This is a genomic window from Gilvimarinus algae, from assembly GCF_030518215.1.
Lineage (GTDB): Bacteria > Pseudomonadota > Gammaproteobacteria > Pseudomonadales > Cellvibrionaceae > Gilvimarinus > Gilvimarinus algae.
Genome location: NZ_JAULRT010000060.1, coordinates 1 through 23,983 on the forward strand (window position 1 = coordinate 1; position 23,983 = coordinate 23,983).

A 23,983-nucleotide genomic window follows, 5' to 3' on the forward strand; every position below is an offset into this window, starting at 1 on the left:
TATGTGCTTGACGGTGTCGGGCTCGATCCGGCCAAAGGGCTCTATAACTTTACCGGCGTGACCTTCAACGGCGACTTCAATTTCGCACCCGGCGCGGGGCAGGTGGGTGAGCTGTTTTTTGTTGCGGCTAACGCCACAGGCAGTGGCAGTGGCGCCAACCTGAATAACATCGCCAGTGTGGCGGCGGCACAAGCGCAGGCCACCTCCGGTGATCTGACCACCTTTGTGTTTATTAACGACGGCAATGCGGTGGACTTTACCGCTCTTGCCGGTAATACATTTACACTGAGCAACGGACAGGTAATTGCCGGGTTTGGCAATAGTGCGGAATACGGGTTGGTGGTGCCCGCCAATTTGATCGGCAACTTTGGCGATGTATCTTTTACCGATCCAACCGGTAATGGTGCAGCCACGCTGACCAGCACAGGTGCTCCAGCCATTACGCTCGCCGACGATAACTTGATTAGAGATGTTAGCATTGGTTCTGCCACCGTGAGCGGCAATGGCTTTACCGACCTGACCATTACCGGCATCACCGCCTCCGGCAATGCCACCCACTTGTTTGACTTTACCAACGCCGCCGGCACCATCAGCATCACAGACAGCACCTTTAATCTGACAGGTGGCTTGTTGAATGTTGATGGCGGCAACGCCAGTATTACCATTTCGCAGGGCACAGGTACTGCTCTGTCGGCTACCGGACTTGCGGTGGCCAACACCACCGGCGGCAACGTTACGATCAATGATTTTACCCGCGTAGCAGCGGCGGGCACGGCCTTTACTCTTGACGCCAACGCCGGCGCCGTGACCCTCAACAATCTCGTGGTGACTCGCCAGGCAGGCGATCTGGTGTTTGCGATCGATAGTACCGGCCCCAGTAGCGGCGACATCACGCTCACCGGAACGGCATCGGCTACCAGTGCCGACGGCGAACTGTTAAGTATCGGCGCGGGCGCGCGCGATATTGATCTCTCTGCTCTCGATTACACCGGTACGGTCAGCGGTAGCGATGTGCTGGTGGATATTGCTGGCCAGACTGGGGGCACTATTACCCTTGGTAATCTCACCAGCACCGGCAGTACGGGCGCAGGTCTTGTTCACTCCAGTGGTACCACCGGCGGCAGCCTGGTGCTGGGCGATATTACCGCCTCGGGCTTTGACAGCACCGGCAGTTGGTTGGTGGATCTGAACGATCACACCAATGTCACATTGGGTGCTCTGGATCTGGCGGCGCTGAATGGCGATGTACTCAGCGTTAATGGCAGCAACTTAACCACGGGCAATATTACCCAGTTGACCACACAAGGTGGTCAGGCGCTCAACCTGACGGATGTGGCTTTGGCCGGTAACTTTACTGTGGATTCGCTGACCAGTACCGATAGCACCAGCACTGGCATAACCCTAAACGGTGTTGGCGGCGCCAACTTGACCTTTACTTCTGCGAGCATCAGCGGTGCAGATGTGAGGAGTGTGAGCCTTGTCAACGCCAACGGAACGATTGATTTTGGAGGCCTCAGCAGTATTTTTGGTACCGGGGGAACCGCCTTGCACATTGACGGTGGCAATGTGGGCGTTACCTACAGCGGTGCGGTGACTCAAAATGGCGGCCGGCTACTGAATGTAGTGAATACCGTCGGTGGAAGCGTGACTCTGTCCACTGGCACCTTCTCCAACCCTGGCGGTACCGGTATTAACATTGCCAACTCCGCGGCCAGTGTTAATGTGTCGGGAGTGGTTACGCTCGGAACCGCGTCCATGCCTCTTTCCGATACGGCTATAACCATTAACAATTCATCCGGCGCTGTTACCGTAGCGGGCGCCAGTATTGAGTCTGGAGCGGGCGATACTGGCCTTAGTATCACCGGCGGCAGCGGTACAGTTACGGTTTCGGGCACCATGAATCACGATGACGGCGGCGCTTCGGTGACCATCAGTGGCGGCACACGGGCGGTTAATTTGTCGGGCCTGGCGATTACCAATACCAATACGGCCACAGGTAACGTCATTGACGTTGACGGCACAGCGTCCGGCGCGGTCGATTTCGGCACCGTGGCCATCACCGGTGCTTCTGGTACCGCGGCGGTGGATTTGACCAACAGTGGCGCCATTTCGTTTGATGATTTGGATATAAGCGGCAGCGGTCTCGTGGGGCTCAACGCCAGCACACTGGCGTCGCTCGCCATTGACGCCGGAACACTGAACATTACCAATGGCTTGGGTGTGGATATCAACGCAGCCGGTGCGGGCTCGGTTGTGGTGCTGGATTCAGTCACGGTGAATAATAGTGCCGGTGGTGCCATTGATCTGACCACCAATAGTGGCAGCTACACCTTTACCACGGTTGATCTCACCACCACAGGTGGTATTGGTTTTAATGCGAACAATGCCGGGCAATTAACCGTGGGCGGCGGTAGCGTATCTACGACCAATGCCCGCGGTGTGGACTTTAACGCTATGGCGGCAGGCTCCAACGTCACCTTCGGCTCTGTGACGGTGAATAACAATGCCGGCGGCGGTGTCGAGTTGACCAGTAATGCCGGTAATTATCAGTTTAATGGTCTCAGTATTACCAACACCAATGGCACGGGTTTTATTGCTGACAACAGCGGCAATGTGGGTATTGCCGGGGCAACCAGTTCCATCAATTCGACAACCGGTACCGCCTTGTTCGTTAACAACACCACAATTCTTGCTGGTGGACTTAACTTGCAGTCTCTCTCTTCAAGTAATACCAATCATGGTATTTACCTGAACAATACCGGCAGTGGTGGTTTAACGGTGAGTGGTACGGGCACCACCGTTGGCTCTGGCGGTACGATTGCCAATACCTCAGACAGTGGTATCGCCTTGATTGATGCCCGCAACATTAACCTTAATGGCATGATCATCAATACCACGGCCAATCACGGCATCAGTGGCAGCGGAGTGACCGCCGCCACTCCCGGCAGCAATGGCAATGCCTTCCGCTTTGCCAATGGTCGTATTCTCAATGCTGGTGATTCTCTGGAAGATAACGGCATTTATTTCGGAGAGGGCCTTGGAGCTAACAATATCGCTGACCAGTTCACGGTGGATACGGTGCTGTTTGATAATTACTTTGAGAACGGCATTTACTTGGAGAACGGGTCGACCAACACAGATGTCGACATTATCAATGCCCAGTTCCAAAATGCGGCCGATGCCGAGAATGATCAGGCGATTCTAATCAACAGTTTGTCCGGCTCCAGCGCGTCCTTTGATGTGTCGATCACCGGTTCTACCTTTGGCACGCCTGTGGGCAGTGGCACGGCGGGTATCTGCTGCTCGGGCCTTAATTTTAACGCCCAGGGATCGGGCACACACAATCTGGTGGCTCAGAACAATACCTTCCAGAATGTGTCTTTTGCCTCATCGGGCCAGGGTATCGTCGCCTCCACCGCGCAAACCGCCAGCATGACGGTCAATATTACGAATAACAATTTTATTGATCTGGATGCGGCAAACGTCGCCCTGAGTATCCTGGACAGCTCCGATATGAGCGGTGTGATCAACGACAACACCTTTACCGGCAATACCATTCACGGTAACGCCATCAGGATCGTGGGCGATGGCGGGCCTTCGCAAACTGGTGTGTTCAGTGGGGTGTTTACCATAGACAACAACACCATCAACGCCGATTCACGGGCCATTGTCGTATTGTCCCGCGATGCGACTGATGCAAATGCCAGAGTGCACGTGAATATCACCAATAACAACATAACAGGTGTGGCCAGTGGCGGAGAAGTGGTGGAGCTCGGTTCTCAGGATAATGCCAGCCTCTGCGGCAATATCACCGGCAACACCATTACAGAAACGAGCGGTAGTATTTTTGATGATATCGGCATCCTGCCCAACAGTACACAGAGCATTCAGATTGCTCAGGCAAGTGCGGCGGCAATCTCGGGCGCTAACAATGGGGCAACCGTATATGAAGGCTCAGGCGGTACCATTACTTATAACAGTTCATGTCTCACACCGTGATAACCACTCAAAGGAGAGAACTCAATGTCAGAACCGTTTTTAGCCGAAGTCCGAATGGTGGGCTTTAACTTTGCCCCAAGAGGGTGGGCGTTTTGCGATGGCCAGATATTGCCCATCAATCAGAATCAATCGCTGTATTCGCTGTTGGGGACGACTTACGGCGGTGACGGCAGGACATCGTTTGCGTTGCCGGACTTGAGAGGACGCACACCGATTCATGTGGGCCGAGCGGATAGCGGCACTGAACACAGGCTAGGTAACAAGTCAGGCGAGGAAACACACACACTGTCGGTTCCGGAGCTGCCTGAGCACCGCCATATCGCGATGGGCGCTGCTGCCGAGAGTACCGTGTCGAGTGTCTCCAGTCCTGGTGTGAATGTGATGGGCTTAACAGGCAATAACATATACGGCCCTGACGCGGGTGCACCAGTGTCTTTAAAGTCCGACACCATTGCGCACGTGGGCGGTAGTCAGGCGCATGACAACATGATGCCGTATCTGGCCGTGAACTTTTGCATCGCTATTCAGGGCTTGTTCCCGTCGCGAAACTAATAAGGAGAAATTAAAATGTCCGAACCCTTTGTTGGTGAAATTCGCATGTTCGCGGGTAACTTCGCCCCTCGCGGCTGGGCTTTCTGTGATGGCCAGTTACTGGCGGTGTCGCAAAATGATGCATTGTTTTCTTTGCTCGGTACGATTTATGGCGGTGATGGCCGCACCACCTTCGGTTTGCCGGATTTACGCGGCAGGATTCCTATCCATGCAGGGCACGGCCCGGGATTGTCGGAGCGCCGCTTGGGCGCAAAAAGCGGCGAAGAGAATGTGACGCTGACGACAAACCAGATTCCCTCTCACACCCATCAAATGCAGGCCAGCAACGAGCTTGCCACGGATAAATCGCCGCAAAATAATTTGGTGGCGAGGACTGCGCCGGCGGTGATCGATATTTATAACCCCGATGGTCCACCGGTTGCTCTCAAGCACGACGCTGTCACCTCTGTCGGCGGCAGCCGCTCGCACACGAACTTGCAGCCGTTTTTGTGCGTGCACTTTATTATCGCGCTTTTCGGCATTTACCCATCTCGTCATTAAGGAGCACCTCATGTCTGAACCATTTATTGCCGAAATCCGAATCTTTGCTGGTAACTTCGCTCCTCGTAGTTGGGCTTTTTGCAATGGGCAGTTGTTGCCGATTTCACAAAACACAGCGCTGTTTTCTCTGATTGGCACCACCTACGGTGGCGATGGCAGGACCACGACGGCGCTACCAAACATGGAGGGGCGTGCGCCCATGCAACCCGGTCGAGGCCCTGGGCTGACTGATCGCCGACTGGGGCAAAAAGGCGGTGTAGAAACCGTGACCCTCACCGAAGCGCAAATGCCCAACCACACGCACCAGTGGCAGGTTTCCCCACGAGAGGGTAACGACAACGATCCGGGGCCGAACCAGTATATCGGCGGGGGGTCGTCAGAGCAGAGTATTTACAGCCCTGATGCTAATCTGGTGCCCCTCGCGGAGAGAGCTATGCCCGCAGCTGGCGGCAGCCAGGCGCACAACAATATGCAGCCCTTTTTGGCCATGAACTTTATTATCGCGCTGCAGGGTTTATACCCTTCGCGCTCTTAAGGTGATGGACAAGGTTTCTCTGGCTGAAATGACTGACGCAGACCTGCCGTTTATGCGGCAGGTCTACGCCAGCACGCGCCAAGATGAAATGGCAATGACTGGCTGGCCGCAATCGAAAATCGATGAATTTTTGGCCATGCAGTTTATGGCGCAGCATCAGCACTACCAGCAGTACTACCCGCAGGCGAGTTTTGATGTGATTGTCTGGGCCGGCCAGCCGGTCGGGCGCCTCTACGTCGATCGCACCTTTGCCGATATCCGTATTGTCGATATCGCCCTCTTGCCTCCCTACCGGGGCAAGGGCATCGGCGGCTATCTTCTGGAGCAGCTGTTGAGTGAGGCTCGCGACCAAGGCCGTGCTCTTGCCATTCACGTCGAAAAAAACAATCCGGCCATGTCGCTTTACAAAAGGCTTGGCTTTGTCAAAACCGAGGACAAGGGCGTGTACGATTTTATGGAGCGCCCGCCCCAGCCATTGGAGGAATACAGTGAGTGAGTTAACCCACAGTGCGTTTAAACAGCATGAGAAAACCGCGTTCACCCTCAAAGGCGCGCCCAAAAGCACCGAGCTGCACCTGGACGAGGTAGCAGAGGCGCCCCACACACCCGAGGGTTATGAGAGCTTTTCTCTGGTGTTTGCGTGTAAAGATGGCTTTCTAGAGCAGGCCACCTACACCCTGGAACATCCCGAAATGAAAGAGATGGATGTGTTTCTCGTGCCCATTTCCCAAGACGGCGATACCGTCTATTACGAATCGGTGTTTAACATCCAGAAGTGACCCTCTCTGGCCCCAGCCGCTACTGGCCGGGGCTTTCCACTGTCCTTGCACCCCTAGCTAAAGATGAGCAAGTAAAGTTTCCTTGACATAATGAGCTGCTCCGCCTAAAGTAAAGTATACTTTACTTAATGACAAAGGAGATCGACAATGGCTTCAACGAAATCAACCCAGGCGGGGGTGTGTGATTCCTTCGCCTCGCGCATGCTGAAAACGACACTGGTGTTTCTGGTGTCCTGTTTTATCTGGACGGCATCCTTTGTTCTGGTGGATAAGGCCCATCTGGTGGGCTGGCTCGCTTCGGGTAGCACTTTGGCCATGGCGGCAATTGTGGGCTGCACGCTACTTGGGTGCGCCACTATTTTTACTTTTATGCGCCACTTGGCGGCCATGGATGAGCTGCAGCAAAAAGTGCAGTTGGCGGCCATGGGGTTTTCACTGGGCGTGACTCTGGTGGGCGCTTTTACCTACTCGCTGCTTATCACCACGGGCTTTGTTGGCGATCCCGATATTGAGACACTGATCCTGCTGTTGACGGGCAGCTATGTGTTCGCGGTTGTCGTTGGGCAGGTGAAGTATCGATGAAAAACCGGTTGAAAGTGTTACGCGCCGAGCGCGATTGGACCCAGGCTGATCTCGCGCAGGCGCTCGAAGTGTCCCGCCAGACGGTTAATGCCATCGAAAAGGGCAAGTTTGACCCCAGCCTGCCACTGGCGTTCAAGCTGGCCAGGTTGTTTAAGGCGCCAATCGAGTCCATTTTTTTCGAAGATTAGTCACCCCGGCGCCCGTCACTCTTTCAGCAGCGCGCTTTAGCCAAGTGCAACTGACAGGTTCACTATGCGCGCTTGCTTGAAAGTGGGACGCCGCCAAGCTTGCAAGCGGCTAGAGTAAAGTCCCCAACAATAACTAAGACCCAACAATAATCAAGAAAGGGACTGACCTATGAAAACCGTCTCTCATGTGCGTCGAGTGTTCAGCCGCTGCCTGCTGATCTTACTGGCTACTACGGGCTTGAGTGGCAAGGCCACCGCCGCCACCGTCGATCTTTTAGTGCTCTACGATAATTACTCTGCCAACTACTTTGGCGGCGATCCGCAAACGGCCATGAACAACTGGGTAGGCCAAATGAACGCGGCGCTGGCAGACAGTCAAATTGATGTTCAGCTGCGTTTGGTCGGTGTCCGTCTTAACCAACAGGGCGGAGCCAATCAGGGAGAGGTGCTGAACAACCTGCGTCTTAACCAAAACGCCATTAATTTGCGCAATCAACTGGGTGCGGATTTTGTGTCGCAAATGCACACTACGGGCGCCTGCGGCGTCGGCTACGTAGCCGTGGACGCCAACTGGACCTGGAACGTCGTCCACCCCGGCTGCGGCCCCATGGTTATGCTGCACGAGCTGGGCCACAACATGGGGATCAATCACTCGCGCAAGCAGGGCGATACCAGTGGTGCGCGCTTTCGCTATGGTGTGGGCTACGGTGTGCAAAACGTGTTTGTCGATATCATGGCCTACGAGGGCGTGTTTAACACCACCCGCGTGAACCGCTTCTCCAACCCCAACCTGAATTGCCGTGGCTACCCCTGCGGCATCCCGGTAGGCCAGGCCAACGAAGCCTACGCCGCCCTGGCGATTCACAATGTCCGTAATGAAATTGCCGGCTTTCGCGCCACGGCCGGTACCAGCGGCCCCGTGCAGCTGGCGCAGCACTGCGACTACGGCGGCTACCGGGTGGGCTTGACGCCCGGTCAGTACACCCTCGGCCAGTTGATGAGCAAGGGCGTGATCAATGATGATATCTCGTCACTGCGTGTGCAAAACGGTTACCGGGTCGAACTCTTCCAGCACGATAACTTCACCGGCAACATGCTCGTGCGCACCGCCGACGACAACTGCCTCGCCAACGAGGGCTTTAACGACGATGTCAGCTCGGTACGGGTGTCGGCGGTGGGTGGCTTTAACCGCACCATCCAGGCGGAAACCTACTTCGCCATGAACGGCGTGCAGTTGGAAAATACCACCGACGCCGGCGGTGGCCAGAATGTCGGCTGGATTGATAGCGGCGACTGGATGGCCTACAACGCCATTACCTTTCCCTCATCCGGCCAGTACACCGTTGAGTATCGCGTTGCCAGCCAAAGCGGCGGCGGGCGCTTGTCATTGGATCTCGATGGTGGCGCCACCTTGCTCGGTGAGTTGAACGTACCCGCCACCGGCGGCTGGCAGAACTGGACGACCATTTCTCACACTGTCAACGTCAACGCCGGTACCTACAACCTTGGCTTGTTTGCCCAGACCGGCGGCTGGAACCTCAACTGGATTCGCATTCGTCAGTAGCGCAAAAGCGGCCTTCGGGCCGCAACAGACCGCGCCGGTTTGTGGACCGAGCAAACCGGCGCTCATAATCATCAACGTGGTTTTCCCGCCGTGGTCACGCGGGAACGTATGAGTGAACACACTATGAAGTACCTCTACCCTGTGCTCGGCCTTGTGCTTTTGCTCCTGTGCCTCTGGCTTGATCAAGCGTCTGGGCCTGCGGCGCCCGCCAGCGCAATGGCCAGCAGCCCCTCGTCCGAAGCGGCTTCGCTCTCGTCCACAACCTCCGCCGCGGTGAGCGAGTCGGCGCAGCGCCAGTCAGCGAGCGCCTCAGACAGGGCGCAGGTGGAACTCAACCAACGCATCCAAACCATGCAGGCGCGTCGCCCGGGCGAGCGCTTTGATCCCGAACAGGTGCGCGACGCACTGGCGCGCGATACGGCCTGGCGCGAGCCGGACTCTGATATCAGTGCCGACATTCCGCTTTCCGAAGAAGAACTCTACGATGGCCGGCAGCTGATCCAGTTTGACCGCTTGAAACTCGAAACCCTGTTGCCAGGCGACACTCTGGATATTGAAATCAGCGATACCGGGCAGCGCTACACCGCCATCATTGAGCGGGTGCAGCAGCACGACTATCACAGCATCAGCTGGTATGGCCGTATCGAAGGCAGTGACGGTCAGTCCTACAGCGTGAACTTCACCCAGGGGGAAAACCTCACCCTCGGTGGCCTGGACACCCCCGATGGCAACTACCAGCTCCAGGCCCATGGCGACAGCGGCTGGATTGCCTCCAGCGGCGCGCTGTTCAAAATTCCCGAAGACGGCAGCACCGACGCCATTTACCCCAGTGACGTGACTGATCATCAGCATTGAGTCGCCTAACGGCGATAGAGTCGGTATTGAATCAAACAGCGGTATGGGCCTCTTTGAACAAGAGAGCGCCTCGGTCTCGAATAAATACTAAGAAAGCTCTCAACTCTTGAACAACAAAACTCTGATAATGCAACGGTTGAAATTTCCGGTGGCGCTAGGCTGCCTTTTTCTGATCAACGCGTGTGCCTATAAATTGGCTACTCAGCCAGACACAACCAATACAGCGTGTACGAAAACGATCACAAAAGTACTAACCATCAATAAAAACACCGAACTTCCTGAGGTTTGCAACAACAAGGCACTAATGGATGCTTGCTTAAAAATTCTAGGCTTTGAAGATCTTTCAAAAACCGCCATGTATTCAATAATGGTTGTCAATAATACGGTCCACCTTGTCAGAGCGTTTGGCTGCTCCATTGACTAGAATCTAGATTTTTGTTCGAGATCGGTGGGCTATTCTAGCGCTGATTTTCCGGCATTTTGGTTGAAGCTTCTAAAGGCTTTTGTTCGGTCGGATAGTCACTGTCAAGTTTTAATCTCTTAATGCCATTTGAATAAAATTAAACAAGGATATTAAATGAAGAGACTTTTCAGAATACTAAAATGGATGATCATAGCGGCAGTAACTTTGCCGGTTCTTACTTTGGGCTATATGGCCTACATTGTGCATTCGTTTGATGACGAAACATTGCCTGAGAACTATGGAAAAGTCGCCGTGAACCTCTTTATGGCTGAGAATGATAGTCAGCCTTTGATTGTTGGGTTGGGCGGTGCTGAAGGTGGAGATGGATGGGCTGGTCCTCACGGCGAAAAACAGCGAAGCATGCTGAAAGACAATGGTTACGCTTTTCTTTCTGTCGCCTACTTTGGAGCGGAGGGGACCCCTGACAGCCTTGATCGAATATCAGTCAACGGTGTCCACAACGCGGTAATGAAAGCAGCCGAAGACCCGCGTATCAATGAAAACTGTATTGCTGTTATGGGGGTTTCTCGTGGTGGTGAGCTCGCTTTGCTGTTGGGAAGTTACTACAAGGCGTATAAGGGGGTCGTTGGCATAGTGCCAGGCAGCTCTGTTTTTGCAGCAATGACACCGGCAATGACAACGCCGGGATTTTCCTATAACGAAAAATCGCTGCCTTTTGTCCCCGTTCCGTGGAGCGCAACCCCGGCTTTACTCTCGCGTGATTTGCGTGGTGCTTTTGAAATAATGATGAAAGATACGGAAGCCATGCAAGCCGCCGCTATTAACGTGGAGAATATAGCGGGTCCGGTACTGTTCATTTCAGGTAAGCATGATGAGCAGTGGCCCTCCATGGAAATGTCTAAAATGATGATGGAGCGGCTAAACTATTCTCAATTTCCTTACTACAAGCGGCACCTGGCCCTAGAGGGCGGGCACAGTGAACATCACGACCACTTCGGTGAAGTGATGGTCTTTCTCAATCAGCAGCTTCGAGCCCAGCCTGGCTGTGCCCGATCGCACTAGCTGAGTTTCATCCAGAGTCCCTATCATCGTTGTAGTCCGCCCTTGATTATCGGCCTGTGGCGAAGGGCTCTGCCCTGATGATTACAAGACCGGCGCGAGGCGTATAAACCAGTGTTGTAGCCCTGTGTTATGCCGTGAATTTGAGCGCTCGTACGCTTCGTCAATTTGGCAAGCGTGCATTTCGGTTTTCAATGTTCAGAAAAAACTTTATAGTCACCGACTTAACCAGTTGGAAGGCCGGTGAACAAAACTGACCCGTGCGCGAGGCCAATGCGCACGCACGCTTTGCATTCCCTTCCCAGAAGAAACAGTGGAAATAGCTAGTAAGCTCGGTGCTTGTGCAATGCCCTGCAGCGGTTTCAAGCAGTGATGTTGCGCATGAGCATAATTATTTGAATGTGGAAATAGGCGTTCCGAGAGGGTTGATGCGGCTTCTTTTAAGTTTAATTCTTGGTTTGCTCTGGTCGCAGAATGTCAGCGCCGATGATGTGCTTGGAAAGCTGAACCTGAAAGCAACCACTGGGGCGGCGCCAGGGTATGTGGATGATGCCGGCTGTGGCACTTGTCATAGCGATAAGTTTGAGAGCTATCAACATGTGGGCATGGCCCAGTCTCTCCGGCGACCTGAAATTGCCCGTCCCATGGAACGGTTTGGAGAGGTCTTCTATCACGCCCCATCACAACGCCATTACCAGATGGACAAAACCGCGGCCGGGCTTGTCTTTAAGCGCTGGCAGCAGGACGAAGACGGCAGTCGATTCAACGAGTTTTCGGTGGACGTAGACTGGATACTCGGTTCGGGGAACCGGGCGCGGTCGTATTTATTTCAGACCGACTGGGGCCAGTTGTATCAATTGCCGTTGGGCTGGTATTCCGAATCCGCTTCCTGGGGTATGTCGCCGGGTTTCGAGTCGGCTCAGCATCCCGGTGTGCAGCGTCAGGTCAAACGCCAGTGCCTGTTTTGCCACAATGCTTTTCCCGAGGTAGAGGCGGGCAGTGATCATGTGGCCAGACCCCACCGCTTCCCGGAACAAATGCCGCAAGGGACCGGTTGTCAGCGTTGCCACGGGCCCGGCGCTGCACACATCCGTACGGTGCTGAATGGCGGTGATCAGCAGGCGATTCGCCGCGCCATTACCAATCCGGCCAGATTGCCGCCGCTGGAGCGGGATTCGGTCTGCTTTCAATGCCATATGCTGCCGGCGGTTTCTCTGGCAGGATTGCGGCGGTTCGAACAACCGGATTACGCCTTTCGCCCGGGGCAGGCCCTATCCGAGTATCTGGTGCACATGGATATCATCGAGCCAAACAGGCCTGTCGAGGAGCGCTTTGAGATCAACCACCATGGCTATCGGTTATGGCGGAGTGATTGTTATCAGAAATCGGCAGGTGCCCTGGGTTGCGTATCCTGTCACGATCCGCACGTGAAGCCCGAGTCCGCTGCGTTTCGGGAGCAAGTTGGGGGCGTTTGTGCCGATTGCCATGCGCAGGAGCAATTGGACAGGGTTCATGGCGAGCGAAAAGCGGCCAATACCTGCGTCAGCTGCCATATGCCGACACGCCGTACTCAGGATGTGATCAATGTGACCATGACCGATCATCGCATTGCCCGCGGGCCGTTCGACCATGAAGCGCTGGTGGCCCCTGTGTTGCCGCATGAGCCGGAGATTGTGGATGCCCAGCCATTGTCCTTCGGGCATCCCCCACAAGGCTCCGAGGCCGCATTGTATCGGGCAGCCAGTACCGTGCGAACGCTGGCTTACCCGGATGCGGTATCCGCCTTGAAAAACATCTTGGTGCAACAGCAGCCAGAGCCCTTGGCGCCGTATCTGATATTGCTGGATGGCCAACTCCAAACCCAGCAATTCAAAGAAGCGGAAAAAACCGCGCACTTCGTTCGTGCCCAGGGACACAATGACCCGCTGGTAATGGAGCGACAGGCCGTGGCATTGATGGAGCAGGGGGAAATCGAGCCGGCTATCGCTTTGCTTAGACAGCGGCTGGCGCAGGAGGAGACCGACATGGCCCACTTCAATCTGGGCGTCGCATTGGTCGGCGCCGGTAAGCCAAAGGAGGCCAGAAAACATCTTGAAAAAGCCTTGGAACTGCAACCGATGCTGGCCAAGGCGTATAAATATCTGGGTTTAATTGCCCGTGCGCAACAGCATCATCAGCAGGCAGCTCAGCACTTTACCCAAGCGCTGACGATTGAGCCGGATAACCCGGATATTTATCAGGCGTTGCTGGCGGAACTGAGGAGTCTGCAAGAGCCCCAGTCCTATAATCTCTGGTTGCGGCGCGCTCAGCGTTTCAGCGCAGAGCCCGAGCGGTTTGCATCGCTCAAGCCCATGACAGAAGCTGAATAGCTTTGGCGTGAACCCCCGCTGAACGGAGAGCCTTAATACCCTGGTAAGTCCAAAACGCAAAAAAGTGCTCAATAAAATTATAAAAAAAGTAGACACGGTTTAGGATTCCAGCCTGGCGAATCGAGTACACTGACCTTTTAATTCCGCAGGCGGGGGTGCAGTCGGGTACGCGGTGTCGAGTCAGGAGTGGATGTGATTAGAAAGTTATTGTTTGCAGCTTTGGTGGGTGGTTTTGGGTTGGCAAGTGCTAAGGTAACAGCGCAGCCCCCAGATGTGCCTGCGCTCATCTCTCCGGTGGTCGCTAGAAATGGCAGCGAGTCCTCTATGCCGGTCGGCGTTCGGCCCATCGTCTACAACAGTGCTTTGGCCCGATCCTCCCTCCGCGTGGGCAGTTCGGTCCGCGTGCCTCTGCCGGACGGCGCCAACGTCATGCTCAATTTTGAAAAGAGTAAGCGCAACACCAGTGGGTCGGTAACCTGGGTGGGGCAGCTTGCGGGCTCATCAAAACCCTACAAAGCGATCATTACTGATGACGGCGAGCACGTCTTTGGGCGCATCGTCACCCCGGCGGGCGAGTACCTGATCCGCACAGTCAATGGTATTCAGCAATTGATAAGCCCGAGGGCGGCCGGGCTTGCGACTTTGCCTTTTGCGAATGACGAGGCTGTGCCGCCGGTGCGTACATCACTTTCAGCGGATCAGAGTGTGGAAAAGTCTACCGCGGTTGCCGAGAGCGCGGAGCCTACAGAGATGGCGACCGTCGACGTACTGCTGGCCTATTCAAGCGGGCTCGCGGACGAGCTGGGAAGCGGGCTGCAGACACGATTGGAGTACCTGATCGCGCTGACCAATCAAGCCTACGAGAACAGCGAGATACACCAACGTGTACGTGTTGTGCATACTGTTGAAGTCGATTACAGCGATACATTGACCTCCAACGGCGGAGCACTGAATGAGATTACATTCCCTTCAGGACCCCCGTTTGCAGCGGTACACGACTTGCGCGATACCTACGGGGCGGACCTTGTCGCTTTTATCAGGCAGTTTCATCGAGCTGAGCAGCAAAGCTGCGGCATTGCCTGGGTGCTGGGATCTGGCAACAGGGGTACGGTGAGTGGCTCGGCAGCCTACGGTTATTCGGTGGTTTCGGATGGTAGCGACGGCTTCTACTATTGTACCGATCTTACCCTGGCCCACGAGCTGGGTCACAACATGGGCAGCACGCACGATCGCGCCAATACAAGCACCTCTCCCGTTTTTCCCTATTCTTACGGCCACGGCTATTCAGAGTTGTTCGGTACAGTGATGAGCTACATCAACCCTGAGGTTGCGGTATTCTCCAACCCCGATCTCAATTGTGATGAACAGTTACCCTGCGGAATTGCGCACCCAGACCCGGAATCGGCCGACAACGCACGTTCGATTAACAATACGCGCTTTGACGTCGCGGCATTTCGGGAGACGGTGGTGCCCGAGCCATGCACGCCCGAAAACACACTCACGCTAGAGAATACCGTCGCCTCAGGAACGGTCACCGAAACCGCCTGCGCGATAGTGGCGGGGCCGAGCTATACGGTTGCCTCTGCGGCAGACGTGGTGTTTCAGGCCAACGAATCCATCACCCTTCGCTCAGGGTTCCGGGTAGAAATCGGCGGCCAGTTCGCGGCCACTGCGGCCCCGGGCTTGGCGCCGTGAGGGCGGCAAACTGCCGCATCAGCGCAAGGTTAATGGCCACTTAAGACCAAGCCAATGCAAACGGTTGTTGCCTTTTTTAAGCACTGAGTCGCCAGCCTAGAAAATAGTATTTACTCGGTCAAAGCCGCTTTTCATAGTGCATAGAGTGGATACAAGCGTCACTCCAAAATCACTTCTGATAAACCTCTGTAAAATCAGTAAGTTGGATAAAGCTTGTCCTGTGTGAAAATATCGAATAAAGTCAGAATTACACAGAATCAGGCTTGCTTTCCCCATGACAAGGAGATGTCGAAAATCACCTCTTTTCTTTTTAAAACAAGCGCCTACGTCAATTTCCTCAATTCGGTTCTAGGGGAGTTACATTGCCGCGGGGAATTTTACTTAGGCTTTTGAATTAGCTGTTAGATTCAATTCGGAGAAAACAATAGTATGAGGGAAAATATCGCTGCCAAAGCGATTGATGCAGGAGGAAAGCTAACTGTCAAAAGTGCGCTTAATCCGATCTTATGGCTTTGTGCTATTGTCTCAATCCCAGGTCTTGTCGCCATCCAATTTATTAATCCGGTCCCTGTCTGGCTAGTGGTCCTAGTTTGTGGTCCTGTGGTAACGGCAATGCTTGGGTTTTTAATTCTTCTGTTTTTAGATCGAGACAAACTTCAATCAGAAGAATACCAAATTAGAAAACAAACACTCGAGTATATGCAGCAAAAAGGTCAGGCATTGCCATTTCCAGTTAGTGATTCAGAGTTAATAACCCCTCCAGAGCTTGGCAAGACATTGGAGGATGAATCTAAATGAAATCGTTTATTCTAATTTACAATGGCGGTGCTGAAGAAAGAGAGAAACTTATCAAGATCATAGATGATATGCCTGAAATATATACTTGGCGCTATGACATGATCTCATGTATTTATCTTCTCTCTAATCACACAGCGCAAGAAATATATCATTCTCTTAAAAATCGATATCCTTCAATTGGCCGTCATATAATCACACAGTTTGGTAATGATTACTGGGGAGAACTTACAGGTGAAAGTTGGCATTTTTTAGAGAAATGTGAGCATGCCCCAGAATCTAACAAGTAAAGGCAATGGACACCAAAACCGCCGCTTCGCTTTGGTTTTGGCGCCACTGCTTTAGGCGTTATGTCAAAGCTAGAACTGTACTAAAGGTAGGAGATTTGTGTGAAAACATTTCAGGGAACGGCAGAGATTACTGACGAAGGTGTCAAGAAGCATTTTAAAAATTATGAACCTTCAAATGCAATCTTTGAATTAGTATGGAATGGCTTCGATGCTAACGCTTATTCTGTGGATGTTGTCACCAACTTTAATGATCTCGATGGCCTTGAGTCAATTGAAGTTATTGATGACGGAGACGGCATTGATTTAAACAACTTGAAGAATAGCTTTGAAAAATTCAATGAATCCACAAAGAAAGATGATGAAGATAAACATGGATCTCACGGGAAAGGTCGATTGGCGTTTCATCGCTTGTGCGCATCTGCTAGCTGGTTTACAAAGAGCTCGGGACATAATGCTAAAATCGATATCGAAGCAAGCGCAATAAGAGATTATACGGGAGAGTACCTACAGGAAGGTGAGCAACATGCATAGCTCGTACCTCTAAAGTCTGGAACATGCGTTATTCTGAAGAATTTTACATCAAATCAATTGCCAACTGATGAAGAACTAATTGAAAAACTTAGCAAGGAATTTGGTTGGTATCTTGCCCTGAATAACGATAGAAATATAAAACTAAATGGGGTTTTAGTGGAAATTCCTTCGCATGATATCCACCAAAAAACCGTAAGAATATTGGAGCAAGGTTTTACCATAAAGGTGATCAGATGGGATGATAAGCCTAGCTCAGAAAAATCATATAACTACCTTATAGCAAACAACAATAAAGTAATTACAAAAGAATTGAGCAAAGCCAACAATAAGGTTTCATTTCATACAAGCGCCTATGCATTCTCTGAATGGCTGGATGGATATGATCCAGATACCCTTGAGTTAGATCCACATCATGATGAATCAAAAAAGGTTATTCGAGAAACGTATCGAATAATGACGGAGTTCCAGCGAGAGATATACAAGAATTATCTTCGAAGATTTGTTGACGAAGAGATAACTAGATTTGAAAAGAGCGGATATTTTCCATCCTATACGGGGCTGGATCGTGAATACGCAGAATGGCGAAAAGAAAACACAAAAAAAATAGTGAAGGATATATATTTAGCAGATCCACAAGTTTTCAATAGGCTTAGTGCTAAACCGGCAAAAATACTTATCAGGCTATTAGATAAAGTTCTTGTTTCAAATGAAAATGATACGATTTATGAGGTGCTTGAAGGTGTTCTAGATCTAACCTCAGAAAGTGTAGAAAACTTAGCAAAACAGCTTAAGGAAACAACATTTGATAATATTATTAGCACGATTGAATCCTTGCAGAGAAGACAGAATGCGATTCATATGCTTAAAGAGGTAATGGATAATAGATTCTCAGAAGTATTAGAAACTCCTGATTTGCAAAAAATAATAGAAAATAATACTTGGCTATTTGGTCCTCAATATACAACTCTTGGGGCTGAGGAAAACACGTTTACCTCGGTTGCGAAGAATTTAAGGGGCAAAATAAAGGATATATATATCGTATCTGATAGCGATATTGAGGAAGGCGCAGATCTTGATGGCGCCAACAGGCAGGTTGATCTCTTTCTGGCTAGGAAAATTCCCACCTTTGACTCTGCGAACAAACCGATATTTAAATGCGTGATTGTAGAGATTAAGAGGCCCAGCATATCGCTAAATAAAAAGCATCTTCAGCAAGTGGATGATTACTGTGAAATAATATCTAAGCATCCAGCTTTTGCGAGTGACAAGATGAAATTTGAAGTGATTCTTATTGGCAGAAAAATATCCAAAGATGATTTTCAAATAGGGCAGAGAATGAATAACCTTAAGGATAAGTCTGAATTTGGTTTGGTCACGTACAACGACAAAATAAAGTGCTATGTTAAGGATTGGTATACCATATTTGATGAATTTGATCTTTCGAATAATTACCTTCTGAAAACATTGAATTCAAAGCTTGATGACCTTTCTGTTCGAGACACAACTGATATAGTTGTAGACCTTCAGAGTCGCAGGCCGCAAATGACATAACAATCGGCAGCACTCGGACGGCGCTACGCGCCGCCGGTGTGCCGGGCGTTATGCAGTTCAAGGAGCCGAACATTGGCACATCAATGCCCTAAGTGCAAAGCCAAAAATGTTTCCGAAGTAATGATGTTCCAATTTTCGACTTCGCAATGCCCAGATTGTGGATACGAGTACTATTTGAGTCTTTGGTATAGATTTTCAGTTCATGCTTTCGCCTGGTCTATTGGAATATTTGGCTTAGTGTTTACGTACTTAGTAGATGTGGATACCGCCTCCCACTGGCTTATCTATTTTTCACTATTTTTAATGCTCGCAGTCCCATTCTCTTACGCCTGCGTGGTTTACTATTTTCGTAGAGATGTATCGGCTGAAGTGGGTGTTCCTATTAGTCATGTTGTGGTCTTCTGGATGGCGACCTTAGCGACCTTTATTCCTGCCGCAATTTACACATACGGATAAATGCATAACAATCCAAGGCGGCGGGACATATTTTTGCTTCGCTGCGCTCAAAACGCAAAAATATGCCTCTGCTTGGGGGCGTTATACGAGAGAAGTATGATCTACGTACAGGATGATGATCTGAAATTACAGTTCAAGTTATTGGAGCACTTTGCTGGCAGTGATAGGTTTATCGTCGTGGCATGGCAATATCCTGAGGTCAATAAATCTCCTGTGCCTTTCTTTCCAACCAGCATCGCTCATAGAAACTATGAGCCTGTAACAAAATACGAATATGGTGTAATTGCCAAGCATACGGAGCCAGCCAAGGCAAAGCCATCTATGATGGCCTATCTGGGAAACTTTAGTAAGGAAATTAGAAGTGCGTTTGATTCTATTTGCCTATACAAGGTTGGTAGTAGAGAGTGGTTCGCTTGTACTATAGGTCACGAGGGGATGTGCTTTGTGAGAGATGACGCTTTTCTGCAGAAATTGCAAGGAAAAGGTTTCAATGCGTCAAGTAAACAGCCGGATTGGTGGTAGCGTAAACAAAGCCAGCCAGCATCGCCCACTACGTGGGCTGGACAGCTTACAATCCGAACCTTTTGTGTTTCGCTGTGCTCTTTTTTACTCAAAAGGTGCTCCTTGTAAGCTGCCGCTGCTGGCGGCGGTATGCAATCGGGAGGCTCAATTAAGTAGCATATGAGTATCGTGGAAATAGGGTTATGGATATTAGTTCCATTTTCTACAATGACTCTAGCGAGTCTGATTTTGAGAAAGAAACCTTGGTTTAAAGTAAAGCCGCTGTTTGTGGCGGCTCCAATTATTAGTTTTTTGTCTATATTGGCCGGTCCAACTCTTATATGCTCAGCCACCTGTAGTATATTTGTTGGTACAACATTATTTTCGTTGTTAGTAAGTGTCTTCGTATTACTTATATTATTGCTAATACAGTTACTAAAGCATCGATTTTCTTTAAGGCCTAGAAATGCATAACAAGTTTGTCAATTTCGACTTCGGCTGGACCTCGCTGACGCTCGGTCCATTACAAAGGCCTTAAATTATTCAGGGAGTTGAGATGATCAAAAATTATCTGGCCAAGAGAAGAATAAAGAAATTTCTGACTACAATGCCAAAGGTGTTAGCTAAGGATTATGGCGGCAATAGCGAATATAGCACTGGCCAGGTCGAAACTGCCTTTAAAAAACTTGGCTATAGCGAGGATGATTTGCACCAGGTTGCGATAGCTATATACTGTAACGAAGAGGCTGCAAAAGCATTTGGTATGAATGAGTCTCTTATTAAAAAGTACAAAGGCTATCCAGAAAGGCATAGAATAGCCTTCGATCATGCAACGGCGGGAAGTGGTTATGATCTTTCCGGTATTAATGACTAAATTTAACAAACGCAATCAGACGGAAATATTTTCCGTTGCTCGTTTTGCGCCGGTCGCTACGCTGACGCAAAACAATCCACTACAAATATTCGGGTGTTTCGGGTGTTATAGTTTTCTTCCATGAATCCAAAGTATCGTCGATATTTAAAATATGTAGTTTTAATCGTAGTTTTTGTAGTAGCTGCAGATCTTACACTAAGTCTTTGGCATGAACGAGATTCAGAGGCAAAAAATAGTCGGGAGTACTTGGCGGAAGAGCCTGCTATTCTTGCCAAAATTGGTGGTATCAACCAGGTGGAGTTCAAGCAAAAGTTAGTCTATCACGGCACTTCCACCGATCCTGGCTATATTCAATTTACATATTACTTGTCTAGCGTGCACGATGAAAATTATCTAGTACGAGTGCGGAAGTACAATAATACTTCGTATCAGGTGCATGAGCTACAGAAACTATAACAAGGCAAATCTGCAAGGGCCGCGAACTTCACCCACTAAGACGTACACCTCGATGTCGCCGAAAATTTGGTGCCTGAATTCAGATCAAACGAGTGGCCGTTGAGCTTTTCTGCGTTATCAGATCGGAGGGAAAGGCTTGAGGAGCTCGCTGTCAGAAGCGACAGCGAGCAAGCACTTACTTGCAGAATATTCCGTATTCCGGTGATCGTGCTGCACCTGCGTAGGGGCATGTACTGGTATAACCTAGATTTTGAAACTCCAAGCTACAGTGAGATCCGCATCTGGCTTGGTAGGTAGGGTTGTCAAGCATGCCGGGGTTTGACGAATTCGCACAAAATCCTCCGTGAACTTGCTGACCAGGCGTCTGGCAGGTCGGTTCTGGTGGGGGTGGTGGCGGTGTTGGTGTCACCTCTCTAAAAAAGCTAGGCGCTACCGGTTGAATACAGTCGCCCGTATAGAAAATGTTCTCTTCTGTTGTCAGGGTGCAGTTCTCGGTGTTGCCGTTGGAGTAACCGACAAACTCCTGAGTGGCCACTAAATCGCCGTTGGATTCCCGGCACTGTCTAACGATATTTCTGTACAAGTTACTGGGTGGTCCGTATGAGCTGATCACTGTCCAGCTACATGCAACAGGCTCAGCATCGGCTTTCGCACCGATACTTAAAAAGGCTAAGCAGCTAAAGAAAACTGCACCGGCTATTCTTGGTATTTTCATATGATCTCCTGAACTGTTATTGACGACTTCCGGTGTGAGTAGAAACCACGCAACCCACTAGCTAATCTGGCATTGAAGCCAGGTCTTTGGGTAAAGTAATGCATTTCACATTAGTTAAACCCAAATCCTTTTTGATCGGACGAGAGGTAGTACAACGCTTCGCCATGATCAATTTCGTTGTTAATAATAATTTGCGAGAAGTTTGCAGCTGCCAGCTCTTGAGTAAGAGCCATTGAAATTTCATTTGCATGGTCCTGGCTAACGACGCTGACCACTAGCTGACACTGGGTCGATTTGCACGTGGCTGACTTGAGAGCAATGTCAGAGAGGTTTTCATTGCTATAAAATAAGTTATGAATTCTATTTTCTTCTTCGATCGCCCATGTGAAGTCTTTCTCCTCGGCGTCGAAGCGTTTCCTCATTTCAGACCCTAAATCAAACCAAGGCTTATCTTCTTGTTGATCGGTTAACCAGGTTACGAATTCCTTAGATTTTTTTTCCAGCTCATGCCGAGTCTTTATAGATTCAATGTTTTCTTGACTGAGGCGTTGCTGCTCTAGAAGCTTTTCTTCCGTGCGTTCAGACGCTGTCGATTGTTTTTGGGCGGGGACTTTGGAGGTTTTCGATGGTTTTTCTTGGGGTATTGAATTTAAGTCGCTTGAGCTTGTTTCTGGAGCAGGCAGGGCTTGCTCATCAACCGCTGCAGGCCGGGAGGCGACAATGGAAGAGTCGGCTTGGTGTTTTCCCAGGGAATAACCAAGTAAACCGGAGGCTACCACCAAAAATAGCACTACTACTCTATGCATAAGGAAAATCCGTGTAAGGCTATCGTCCGGCCCTGAAAAAACATAAAGATACAAACAAACATTATTTAATGTACCAGAATGGTAATGTATAACATACGAATTTAGGCGCCAAATTGTGTGGGCGCGCAAAAACGCGGGTTACCGTACTGCCTTTTGAGATGCCCTATGTGGGTAGTTCACGACTCATTATTTTCGGTTGGTGTCTTCTATTTGTTGACCGTTACAACAGATCATTCATTAGCAGTAGTGACAGAGAGTTAGAGCTTGGGTGTCAGATGGGCGCTCATATACTTATATTGTTTTCGGGCGCCGAGCAATTGCGTCAGCCAAATCGGGTGAGCTATTGGGAGGTCAAGTCACATTTTGTGTGGCGGGAGCAGAGTAAAACTTAAAAGGAAGTCCGGAAGGCATGGATGCCTGACATTCATCCGAGGATGCGACTTTGTAAAAATGAGATGGCGCACCCGGCAGGGTGAGGCAAACGCTTGAAAAGCACCGCTTTGCGCGCAGCTGAACGCCCCCGAGCTGTGGTTTGCGGCAGGTACAAATTCGCAGGAGCAGATTTGAACTTCCGGAGGAAGCCCGAAGGGTGGAAGGCATGGATGCCTGACATTCATCCGAGGGTGCGACCTTATAAAAAGGAGATGGCGCACCCGGCAGGATTTGAACCTGCGACCAACGGCTTCGGAAACCGCTACTCTATCCTACTGAGCTACGGGTGCGTGATACTGGTTTATTAAACTGGTCCAGAACCAGCTTTAAGCTTTCCGTAGCGCTCCGCGCTACGGCTACTCCCTTCGCGGGGCTCAGGCCCGGTCTTTCAGCGCAGCTGAAAGCCGTTCGGCGGCACACAAAGCGGTGCTTTGTAGACGCTTGCCTCACCCTACTGAGCTACGGGTGCGTGATACTGGTTTATTAAACTGGTCCAGAACCAGCTTTAAGCTTTCCGTAGCGCTCCGCGCTACCGCTACTCCCTTCGCGGGGCTCAGGTCCTGCCTTCCGGCACAGCGCGGAAGGCTTTCGGCTGCGCGCAAAGCGGTGCTTTGCAAACGCTTGCCTCACCCTACTGAGCTAGGGGTGCGTGATACTTGGTTTATTAAACTGGTCCAGAGCCAGCTTTAAGCTTTCTATAGCGCTCTGCGCGCTACCGCTACTCCCTTCGCGATGCTCGGGTCCGGTCTTTCTGCACCGCTGAAAGTGGCTTTCTGCGCGCACAGTGCTGCTCGCCCGGCGAGGGCGCATTCTACTAGCCCGGGCGCCGATCGTCTACGTTGGGGGGCGTTGGCTGTGGATTGTTCACCTTGGTGGGGGTTTCTGGCTATAATGGCGCGCCTGATATTAGTGCGGCGTAAACGCCGCCAACCAACAGAGGAAAGGTCCGTGAGCCAAGCGAGAAGAGTATTCGGCCTGATGGTCGCACTGGGACTGGGGCTGGCTGCCTCCGGTTTTGCGTTCAGTCAATCATCGGCTGTCAAAGGGGAGATTTCCGAGCGTATCGCCCCCGCTGGCAGTGTGTGTATGTCTGGGGACGATTGCGCGGCAGCGCCTGTAGCCGCCGCCAGCAGTGGTCCGCGCTCCGGTGAGGAGGTTTACAATTCCTCCTGTAACACCTGCCATGGTGTCGGTGTGGCGGGCGCGCCCAAGTACGGCGATGTGGCCGACTGGGAACCGCGCATTGCCAAGGGTATGGACACGCTCTACACCCACGCGATCAGTGGCTTTAACGGTATGCCGGCGATGGGGCTGTGCGCTACCTGCTCGGAAGACGAGATTAAAGCCTCGGTGGATTATATGGTGGACAACAGCCAGTAGTCGCAACTGCCTTGCAGACAAAAAGCCCCGCACTGCGGGGCTTTTTTGTGGGTGG

Annotated in this window: 21 protein-coding genes and 1 tRNA gene; 20 read left to right on the forward strand and 2 right to left on the reverse strand. The window is 51.2% G+C overall.

What is annotated here, in order from left to right; translation table 11 throughout:
- From QWI16_RS12655 to QWI16_RS12745, 19 genes are all read left to right on the forward strand, one after another.
- A partial coding sequence (locus QWI16_RS12655; protein WP_302713682.1) for a beta strand repeat-containing protein occupies positions 1-3,999 on the forward strand: 3,999 nt, incomplete at its 5' end.
- A 24-nt stretch (positions 4,000-4,023) separates the two neighbouring features.
- Positions 4,024-4,551 carry a phage tail protein gene (locus QWI16_RS12660; protein WP_302713683.1) on the forward strand — a complete coding sequence of 176 codons (528 nt, stop codon included), beginning with the start codon at positions 4,024-4,026 and terminating at the stop codon, positions 4,549-4,551.
- Positions 4,552-4,566: 15 nt separating this feature from the next.
- Positions 4,567-5,091: a phage tail protein gene (locus QWI16_RS12665; RefSeq protein WP_302713684.1), complete on the forward strand. Its 525-nt coding sequence runs from the start codon at positions 4,567-4,569 to the stop codon at positions 5,089-5,091.
- A gap of 10 nt (positions 5,092-5,101) precedes the next feature.
- The gene (locus QWI16_RS12670; RefSeq protein WP_302713686.1) at positions 5,102-5,626 is read left to right on the forward strand and encodes a phage tail protein; all 525 of its coding nucleotides are present in this window, start codon (positions 5,102-5,104) and stop codon (positions 5,624-5,626) included.
- Between the two features lie 28 nt (positions 5,627-5,654).
- On the forward strand, positions 5,655-6,122 hold the full coding sequence (locus QWI16_RS12675; RefSeq protein ID WP_302713687.1) for a GNAT family N-acetyltransferase: 468 nt from the start codon (positions 5,655-5,657) through the stop codon (positions 6,120-6,122).
- Positions 6,115-6,405: a DUF6916 family protein gene (locus QWI16_RS12680; protein WP_302713688.1), complete on the forward strand. Its 291-nt coding sequence runs from the start codon at positions 6,115-6,117 to the stop codon at positions 6,403-6,405. The genes QWI16_RS12675 and QWI16_RS12680 overlap by 8 nt, the downstream gene beginning before the upstream one ends.
- A gap of 147 nt (positions 6,406-6,552) precedes the next feature.
- A complete protein-coding gene (locus QWI16_RS12685; protein WP_302713689.1) occupies positions 6,553-6,987 on the forward strand; it encodes a hypothetical protein in 435 nt (144 codons plus the stop codon).
- On the forward strand, positions 6,984-7,175 hold the full coding sequence (locus QWI16_RS12690; protein WP_302713691.1) for a helix-turn-helix transcriptional regulator: 192 nt from the start codon (positions 6,984-6,986) through the stop codon (positions 7,173-7,175). Before QWI16_RS12685 ends, QWI16_RS12690 begins: the two co-directional genes overlap by 4 nt.
- Before the next feature lie 169 nt (positions 7,176-7,344).
- The gene (locus tag QWI16_RS12695; protein WP_302713693.1) at positions 7,345-8,739 is read left to right on the forward strand and encodes a carbohydrate-binding protein; all 1,395 of its coding nucleotides are present in this window, start codon (positions 7,345-7,347) and stop codon (positions 8,737-8,739) included.
- 108 nt (positions 8,740-8,847) lie between these two features.
- Positions 8,848-9,594: a protease inhibitor BamI-like protein gene (locus QWI16_RS12700; RefSeq protein ID WP_302713695.1), complete on the forward strand. Its 747-nt coding sequence runs from the start codon at positions 8,848-8,850 to the stop codon at positions 9,592-9,594.
- 577 nt (positions 9,595-10,171) lie between these two features.
- Entirely contained in the window at positions 10,172-11,080 is a 909-nt protein-coding gene (locus tag QWI16_RS12705) for an acyl-CoA thioester hydrolase/BAAT C-terminal domain-containing protein (protein WP_302713697.1), read from the forward strand.
- A 425-nt stretch (positions 11,081-11,505) separates the two neighbouring features.
- The gene (locus tag QWI16_RS12710; protein ID WP_302713699.1) at positions 11,506-13,446 is read left to right on the forward strand and encodes a tetratricopeptide repeat protein; all 1,941 of its coding nucleotides are present in this window, start codon (positions 11,506-11,508) and stop codon (positions 13,444-13,446) included.
- Between the two features lie 192 nt (positions 13,447-13,638).
- Positions 13,639-15,141: a reprolysin-like metallopeptidase gene (locus QWI16_RS12715; RefSeq protein WP_302713701.1), complete on the forward strand. Its 1,503-nt coding sequence runs from the start codon at positions 13,639-13,641 to the stop codon at positions 15,139-15,141.
- A gap of 429 nt (positions 15,142-15,570) precedes the next feature.
- Positions 15,571-15,939, forward strand: a complete 369-nt coding sequence (locus QWI16_RS12720; RefSeq protein ID WP_302713703.1) for a hypothetical protein — start codon at positions 15,571-15,573, stop codon at positions 15,937-15,939.
- A complete protein-coding gene (locus tag QWI16_RS12725; RefSeq protein WP_302713705.1) occupies positions 15,936-16,226 on the forward strand; it encodes a hypothetical protein in 291 nt (96 codons plus the stop codon). The genes QWI16_RS12720 and QWI16_RS12725 overlap by 4 nt, the downstream gene beginning before the upstream one ends.
- Before the next feature lie 99 nt (positions 16,227-16,325).
- Positions 16,326-16,757 (forward strand): ATP-binding protein, encoded by a 432-nt coding sequence (locus tag QWI16_RS12730; RefSeq protein WP_302713707.1) that lies wholly within the window; start codon positions 16,326-16,328, stop codon positions 16,755-16,757.
- Between the two features lie 57 nt (positions 16,758-16,814).
- Positions 16,815-18,308, forward strand: a complete 1,494-nt coding sequence (locus QWI16_RS12735; protein ID WP_302713709.1) for a DNA mismatch repair protein — start codon at positions 16,815-16,817, stop codon at positions 18,306-18,308.
- A 552-nt stretch (positions 18,309-18,860) separates the two neighbouring features.
- Positions 18,861-19,286, forward strand: a complete 426-nt coding sequence (locus QWI16_RS12740) for a hypothetical protein (RefSeq protein ID WP_302713712.1) — start codon at positions 18,861-18,863, stop codon at positions 19,284-19,286.
- A gap of 535 nt (positions 19,287-19,821) precedes the next feature.
- On the forward strand, positions 19,822-20,139 hold the full coding sequence (locus tag QWI16_RS12745; RefSeq protein ID WP_302713714.1) for a DUF6559 family protein: 318 nt from the start codon (positions 19,822-19,824) through the stop codon (positions 20,137-20,139).
- 1,281 nt (positions 20,140-21,420) lie between these two features.
- Here QWI16_RS12745 and QWI16_RS12750 read toward each other — a convergent pair.
- Together QWI16_RS12750 and QWI16_RS12755 are read right to left on the reverse strand one after the other, a co-directional pair.
- Positions 21,421-22,116, reverse strand: coding sequence for a hypothetical protein (locus tag QWI16_RS12750; protein ID WP_302713719.1), 696 nt, complete (start codon positions 22,114-22,116; stop codon positions 21,421-21,423).
- A gap of 645 nt (positions 22,117-22,761) precedes the next feature.
- Positions 22,762-22,838, reverse strand: a tRNA-Arg gene (locus tag QWI16_RS12755).
- Positions 22,839-23,496: 658 nt separating this feature from the next.
- On the opposite strand from QWI16_RS12755, the gene QWI16_RS12760 reads away from it, so the two are divergent.
- Positions 23,497-23,928 carry a c-type cytochrome gene (locus QWI16_RS12760; RefSeq protein ID WP_370659933.1) on the forward strand — a complete coding sequence of 144 codons (432 nt, stop codon included), beginning with the start codon at positions 23,497-23,499 and terminating at the stop codon, positions 23,926-23,928.
- Positions 23,929-23,983: the final 55 nt, after the last annotated feature.